The organism is Endozoicomonas atrinae (assembly GCF_001647025.1).
GTDB lineage: Bacteria > Pseudomonadota > Gammaproteobacteria > Pseudomonadales > Endozoicomonadaceae > Endozoicomonas > Endozoicomonas atrinae.
Genome location: NZ_LUKQ02000277.1, coordinates 1 through 6598 on the forward strand (window position 1 = coordinate 1; position 6598 = coordinate 6598).

General features: G+C 45.7%; 8 protein-coding genes. 1 reads left to right on the forward strand and 7 read right to left on the reverse strand.

Going from position 1 to position 6598, the window contains the following annotated elements:
* Positions 1–137: 137 nt before the first annotated feature.
* From AK963_RS23920 to AK963_RS23945, 7 genes are all read right to left on the reverse strand, one after another.
* Positions 138–893, reverse strand: a complete 756-nt coding sequence (locus AK963_RS23920) for a hypothetical protein (RefSeq protein WP_139117622.1) — start codon at positions 891–893, stop codon at positions 138–140.
* 439 nt (positions 894–1332) lie between these two features.
* The gene (locus AK963_RS23925) at positions 1333–1695 is read right to left on the reverse strand and encodes a hypothetical protein (RefSeq protein WP_066017911.1); all 363 of its coding nucleotides are present in this window, start codon (positions 1693–1695) and stop codon (positions 1333–1335) included.
* 155 nt (positions 1696–1850) lie between these two features.
* Positions 1851–2519 (reverse strand): RraA family protein, encoded by a 669-nt coding sequence (locus tag AK963_RS23930; RefSeq protein ID WP_066017912.1) that lies wholly within the window; start codon positions 2517–2519, stop codon positions 1851–1853.
* A 125-nt stretch (positions 2520–2644) separates the two neighbouring features.
* The gene (locus AK963_RS31535; RefSeq protein ID WP_083232868.1) at positions 2645–2806 is read right to left on the reverse strand and encodes a DUF3012 domain-containing protein; all 162 of its coding nucleotides are present in this window, start codon (positions 2804–2806) and stop codon (positions 2645–2647) included.
* A 117-nt stretch (positions 2807–2923) separates the two neighbouring features.
* A complete protein-coding gene (locus tag AK963_RS23935; RefSeq protein ID WP_066017913.1) occupies positions 2924–3256 on the reverse strand; it encodes a ssr3402 family protein in 333 nt (110 codons plus the stop codon).
* A 120-nt stretch (positions 3257–3376) separates the two neighbouring features.
* The gene (locus AK963_RS23940) at positions 3377–3844 is read right to left on the reverse strand and encodes an MEKHLA domain-containing protein (protein ID WP_066017914.1); all 468 of its coding nucleotides are present in this window, start codon (positions 3842–3844) and stop codon (positions 3377–3379) included.
* Between the two features lie 13 nt (positions 3845–3857).
* Positions 3858–4766 carry a sialidase family protein gene (locus tag AK963_RS23945; protein WP_238593832.1) on the reverse strand — a complete coding sequence of 303 codons (909 nt, stop codon included), beginning with the start codon at positions 4764–4766 and terminating at the stop codon, positions 3858–3860.
* A gap of 259 nt (positions 4767–5025) precedes the next feature.
* Here AK963_RS23945 and AK963_RS23950 point away from each other — a divergent pair, with 259 nt between their 5' ends.
* Positions 5026–6429, forward strand: coding sequence for a sodium:solute symporter family protein (locus tag AK963_RS23950; protein ID WP_066017916.1), 1404 nt, complete (start codon positions 5026–5028; stop codon positions 6427–6429).
* Positions 6430–6598 lie beyond the last annotated feature (169 nt).

Here is a 6598-nt window from a genome sequence, read left to right on the forward strand (position 1 = left end):
GATCATCCTGAGTTTTAATCTGACTGGCTATTTGATCTACCAGTTTTTCGTTGATTTCAACGCTCATTGTTATTCTCCATTTTGGAGTATTAACGACAAGCGTTTACACAATTTAAATTACATTCCCTTTACACAATTTAAATTACATTCCCGTAACCCGCCCGCAATTCATAAAAATCGTTTCGAATTTCTGGCCCGTGTGTCCGAAACTGATCATCCATCACGGCCAGACAATCCTTTATTTTTTGTGCATGAAGAGCATCGGTAAGATCATCAGCTTTCATTTCGCACTGTCGAAGCGCCATTGCAAGACGATCAGCGTAACGTTGTCGTTCTTGAAGTGCACTGGTAATTTCTCTTACTTCCTTATGGTGAGCAAAGCATAACGCCTCTTTTGCTCTTTGCATCTGCTTTTCGTTCTCAACACGCTCAAGATCAAGAATATCAATCACCTTATCTTTCTCAAATGCTTCCTTTCTGGCTCTGTTAATTTCTGCCTGTTGTCCATCGAGTCGAGACTGCATATCCCCAGCATTGGCTTCATAAGTCAATTTCGCTTCATTCAGAGACCTAATTTGCTCTTCCTGACTCTCTACTTTCGCCTTCAAATCATCCGTTTCAGTTTTAACCGGAATCTGTTTCTGTACAGACTCAACCTTGGCGGCCGTTCTTTCAAACAGGCTTTTGGTACCATAATACCCATCAATCAGCAGTGCAGGGATAAAAGTAAATGGTACAGTAACAATTGCAACCAGCCTCCCCAAAAAGTGTCCGACTTTGCTTTCAACAGCATCGGAAATTTTGTGGAACCAACTCACTACGGTCCAGTCTCTTTTCCCACTCTCCTGAATCGCCGGAGCCATGCCACCCGCAGCAGTTGTCATTACCGTCATTTACCTTTCTCCGTTATTTGTTTGAGTATTTATAATTTGACACAGGTGTTTTAGAGAGAAAGATTCTTGATTGGTTCAATGGTCAGATATTTCATTTAGAAATTAAAATAATAATTAATATCCAAAATTCAAAAAAGGAAATGGGAGAGAATAAGTCAGGGGAGTTCAAAAGCTTATCGACGACTTTCAACTGTAGAGAATTTAAAATATCAGATCTCAGAGCTTCATCAATGGCTCACTCCTGAACAATAATTTAGTACAATAGTACATACAAACTTCCAATGAGAACTTACTGGTATTGAGTCTGCAGCTGACCTTTAGAAACGATACAAAGCTTTCACTAGTTTCAATGAAATCTACTTGATTGACTATGGTGAAACGCCGTTGGCCAAATCCCTAATGTACAGCAAGGCATTACAGCGTATGATCAATAAGGCTATTAGCTCTTATAAATATCGAGAATAATCTTGCAGGACTCTGTTTCCATTCCTTTTTCACATGTAATAACAACGGCCGACTCACAGGTCTGCAATGCACCTGAATACATGATGGCCATAACATCGTCTGAAGTACCCGGATTATCTTTCTCCAGCTCTTCCAATGTCTCAAGAACACAGCGTTCATAGGCTTTCTGAACGACTTGATTATCAGAAATGCTGGGGATTTCACCCATGGCCACCTCAATATCGCTGCCGCCGCAGCCAGCCAGAGCAAGAGAAATACCAAGCATTCCAGTATAGGTCGATAAAGAACGGAAAGAAGACTTATAGAGCCGAAAAATGGACTCTTTTTTTATTATCATTCAACATGTCCCTGTATATATTTCTTCCAGGCTGAAGTCCAATTGACGTAAAAAAACGAATCGAATGAAACAACTTCCAGCTGGAGGCTCATGAAATTATAAAACAATATAATATCAGGCAACATTTTGGGCAACTTTTGATCAGTAGTTCCACTTCACCCATGGTCTATCATAAAAGCCAGTTCGCTTTTTTCACCAGCCTCAATTTTCTGCCAGTGTTCATCGAAATTGATCAGATCACACAGTGAAACGCCCTCCTGAAGCCTGGCAAGAACCTGCTCTTCTCTGGCCTTAATCTCTTCAGCTACTGGAATCAAACGTACTGCTTCTTCCAGGGATAAAACCAGTAACCCATCCTCATCACCGAAGATAATCTCACCTGGATGAACTTCTACGCCGCCACACTCGACCGTCTCCTGCGTATGGAATACCCGTTTTGATGTGCCTGACATAGGGGTAAAAGAGTGTGCATAAACCGGAAACTTCATTTCTCTTACAGAAGCCGTGTCACGAAAGGCCCCGTCAATAACTAGGCCGGCAATCCCCTTACGCATCGCTTCGGTAGATAGCAGCTCCCCTGCCACCGCCAATCGACTGCCTTGAGTCTCAATGACGATAACATCTCCAGCCTGGGCATCCTGAATTGACTTGATGACAGTAAGAAAGTCATTATGACAGTTTACGGTATAGGCTGATCCGATGAGCTTAAGCCCTGACTGAACCGGTCTTATTGCCGAACTCATCACTCTCAGGCGCTTGTCAGCATCAGCAAGATGGGCTGTATTCAAATCAGCCAGACGGGAACGTATTTCGTTTAACTCCATGGAGAACCTCAGGCATACCCGATTATTTAGCTGACCTGACAACCAGACTCGTTCAGTCAGTGCTGTCAGATCACCATTTTAGAGCTTAGCCTGAATCAGAAATTTCCCAATAAATTGTTAGAAAACTATTTAAAAACACAATGCTTGGCAAAGTCGGCCGCTTCGTTGGCCGTCCAGTCACCCTTTGGCTTCTCCTTCAAATCATTACACCATGCCTCACTGCCTATCTCTGGAGAGCAGCCAGCCAGAAGAAAAACAACCAGAAATACACCAGACAACCGCTTCATCGAGTCACCTCATCTGCGCAGAAAAACAGCCGACAGCATACGCTTATAAGATGGTTTAGTACCAGAGGCTGTTGAGATTTTATTACGTACCCAGCTCGCAATAACATCTCTATAGACTCAAGGGTTTTGTGCTCCACACTCAATGTGATCCAGAACCAGTGGCGCTGCAGGACCTACAAACCCTTTCTGATGATCTGTGCTATTGCGCAGAAACACTCCTCGACAGTCATCTCGAAAATAGACCACGCTCTCATCAAGGTTGATAGACTGCAGACCTGAAACGGGAATATCCTGATTACTTTCCAGCCCCTTCACCATATCTTTCAGATCCTTAATATCCTGATGAATAGGAGGGAGCGCCCCAACCCGTTGACTGGAAGAAAACGATTCACCAGCCAGAGCGGCTACTGATACAAACGATCCAAGAGCAAACACAAACCAGTTTTTCATCACAGACCTCCAGAAAGAATCGCCTGTTTTACAGGCAGGAGCATCACACAGAGATTCATTTAGCCTATTCATCTCTATGCGGCTCACTAAAAATAGTCTTTTTTCCGGAACATAGGGTCGTTATAAATATTGCCACTGATCAAACATGGCAGCCTGACCGTGCACAATGCCCTTTGAATCAATAAGGTTCCATACTACGCCATTTTTGATAGAGAAGCGTCGACCTTTCGAGGAAATACGAATGCCCGAGTAATCATCAATGAAGCCTTTGGTTGATACCTGATGCAATAACTGCTCACGCTCAATTCGGTGCACAGGTTCCGCCGATTTCCTCGAAGGCAGGGAAGTAAAACTCCCCCAATCCATCTCAAACAGCCGTAAAGCTGTCTGGTTACCATAATTGAATACCGGATCCTCGCCAGTACCATGAGAAACCAGGGCAAATGGTGCTTCATCAAGATGCCTGATGGCCGAGACATTGGAGGCAATCGTAATAAGAGGCCTTCCCAGCAAACGATGAAAACTCTCACAAAGCCGTTCTCCATGAGCCATATAAAATGGATCAGACAACCGCTGAATACCGGACATAATACTCCCCCTCTCACCTTATAAATTTCATCTGGACATGACGAATGGCTTTTCGCTGCCATGTATAGACAATATGAATCGTGCCTGTTGAGTCCTGAATCACTGCCGGATATGAAAATTCGCCATCACCCTCTTCAAGTACCACCACCTGCTGCCAGTCAGTACCATCCTGACTTAGGGCAACAGCCAAAGGAGTACGTCCTGCTATTACAGGGTTATATACCAGCAGGTGTCTACCATTACCAAGCGTCATTGCATCAATACCAGAATTTGGATTTGGCAGCTGAGTTGGCGTCAGTGCCGACCAGCTATCACCATTATCCAGGGACCAGGTCTCAGCAATAACGCCAGAGTGTGTGCGGCACAGCGCCCGAAGTCTGCTGTCTGCATGAAACAAAATAGCGGGCTGAATGGCTCCCAGCATTTGCGGATCATCGACCTCAATACGCAGAGGCTCATGAGATAACGGCAACTCAAAATGAACTCTCCACCCATGATGCTCAGTACTGGAAGGGTAAATCAGACGGCCACCAGCCAGGGCTACCGGTTTATTTCGAACCGGCCCAAGGAAGCCATCCCTATGTGGCTGGACATTACTCCAGTGTCGGCCCTGATCAACTGACGTCATATAGAATCCACGCCACAGTCTGGGAGACTTACCCGCTTTAAAATGCAGGGTGAGCCTATTTCCAGTACTGAAAAGCACCGGATTCCAATGTGACTCATCCACATCATCCGTTACTGATTCCGTTAACTGCACAGGTATACCCCAGTGCCCATCTTCGTATTGAGCACCCCAGATACGCACATCTGCAGCACCCTCCTGACTGCCGCCAAACCATGCAGCCAGCAATTGGCCTGGAGCAGTTTCAACCAGCGTTGCGGCATGACAGGACTGGGTCAGCAGTTCATCAGTCGTCACAACAAAGCTTTTTGTAATTATTCTCAGTTCAGATTTGTCTGCACAGGATGCCATATAGACGGACGCCACTAATAAGAAAAGAACAAACAATCTGAATAGCATAAAAACCACACTGTGTGTTTTTCAAGCAGCACAGTACATGGAGAGAGTATTAAGCAACTTATTCAAGCGTAACAGGTCTATGTTTAAGTGCTCATCATGATTGGCGAATAGCCAGCTATGCCACACAACGAGTCAGTCACATTCTGCCCTCATTACCATGATCATCACATTTCTGCTGCTCCCTCCCCTGCTATTTCTTCTAGTCGGTCTCATTCAATTGAAGTCGATTCACAGTTTTGAAAACTTTGCCCTGGACCGCGACGCCTTTGGTTCCCTGGCAATCTATTGCAGTATTCTTGCCAGCGGCGTTGGTGCTGGAGTGATTATGGGCAACGCTGAAAAAGCCTACCAAGGGGAATGGATCTATCCTATTGGCTGCCTTGGCTTCTCCCTGCAACTTCTTTTGACGGCGAAGCTCGCACCAAGAATTTATCGGTGGCGTGATTGCCTGTCGACCGGAGAAATTCTGGGTCACGCCTATGGCGGTAATGATGTCCGCTTTATAGCAGGAGCTCTCTGGCTTCTATTCTGTGTCGGTATTGTGGCAGCACAGGTGATCGCCATGCTCAGAGTAGTGAATATTCTTGTTCCGGGATGGGAAGTGCCCATTGCTTCCTGTTTAATCGCTGCGGTTATTCTCTACAGCTCTCTGGGAGGTATCCGCTCAGTTGTCACGACCGATGTTGTTCAGGCAATAATCCTGCTGCTTTCCCTGGTGGTGCTGGCTGTATGGGGGGTAAACCATATTGGAGGCATTGAACCAATATCGCAGCTGTTTCTTGACCATAACAGTAATGGATACAAGTACCATCTGAACCAGCTTCCGCCTTTTATTATTATTTTTTTGGGCTTTTTACTGGGAGACGCTCTGATCCCAACCTCTATTCAGCGGATAACCATGGCAAGGTCTCATAGTGATGCTGCCAGGGCAATGCGACTGACAGCAGCTGCAACCTTTATTGTCATTTTGCTGTGTGGCCTGATAGGCATCATCGCCTTCCAACTCCAACCAGAACAGGACAGCCTGTTAACCTTTCAGATTCTTCTCAGTGAGATGCCGCTCTGGCTTAAACTGCTTGTTGTTACAGGGCTGCTTGCCGCCATCATGTCCTCTTGTGACAGTGACCTGAATACAGCGGCCATAGCGTTCTCACATGATATGTTATCCCTGGTAAAAACAGACGTCTCAGACCGGCAACAGCTGATTCTAGGACGTGCTGCCACACTGCTCATCGGAGCCAGCGCCATAGTGATTGCATTCCAGGTGAATGATATTCTGGACGTTCTGCTAGGCACATTCGAGGTCTGGGGGCCAACCCTGCTTCCTCCGCTGTTCATTGCTCTGTTTTATCGAAAGCTACCGAGGATTAACTTCTACCTTCCCTGTATTTCGGGGCTTGCCTGCCTGTTCTTTTGGAAGTTGTTAACGCCGGAATCAACACTCACCACGGGAGGCTTATTGGCTGGAATCTCTGGTAATGTTTTCTGTACAATGCTCCTGCTCTGGCGAACAAGAATTAAAACAGCGGTTACCGTGTCACGGCATCCCCCCCTTAAATGAACGGTTTTATATCCATAACAAACTATTCTTCTTGCCGAATGTAGTAAATGATCCACGTTCGTAGAACGTGGTTTTGCTTTAAGCCCCCTAAAAGGGGGCTGAGACCGCCAGCCTTCTGAGAAGGCTGGTGAGAGTTATCCCAAGATTGAAGGTTATTTCCTGAAGTCTA

Coding starts and splice junctions, on each gene's coding strand:
- AK963_RS23920 (WP_139117622.1), bottom strand. CDS start 893: ATGACGGTAATGACAACTGCTGCGGGTGGCATGGCTCCGGCGATTCAG.
- AK963_RS31535 (WP_083232868.1), bottom strand. CDS start 2,806: ATGAAGCGGTTGTCTGGTGTATTTCTGGTTGTTTTTCTTCTGGCTGGC.
- AK963_RS23940 (WP_066017914.1), bottom strand. CDS start 3,844: ATGTCCGGTATTCAGCGGTTGTCTGATCCATTTTATATGGCTCATGGA.
- AK963_RS23950 (WP_066017916.1), top strand. CDS start 5,026: ATGATCATCACATTTCTGCTGCTCCCTCCCCTGCTATTTCTTCTAGTC.
- AK963_RS23935 (WP_066017913.1), bottom strand. CDS start 3,256: ATGAAAAACTGGTTTGTGTTTGCTCTTGGATCGTTTGTATCAGTAGCC.
- AK963_RS23925 (WP_066017911.1), bottom strand. CDS start 1,695: ATGATAATAAAAAAAGAGTCCATTTTTCGGCTCTATAAGTCTTCTTTC.
- AK963_RS23930 (WP_066017912.1), bottom strand. CDS start 2,519: ATGGAGTTAAACGAAATACGTTCCCGTCTGGCTGATTTGAATACAGCC.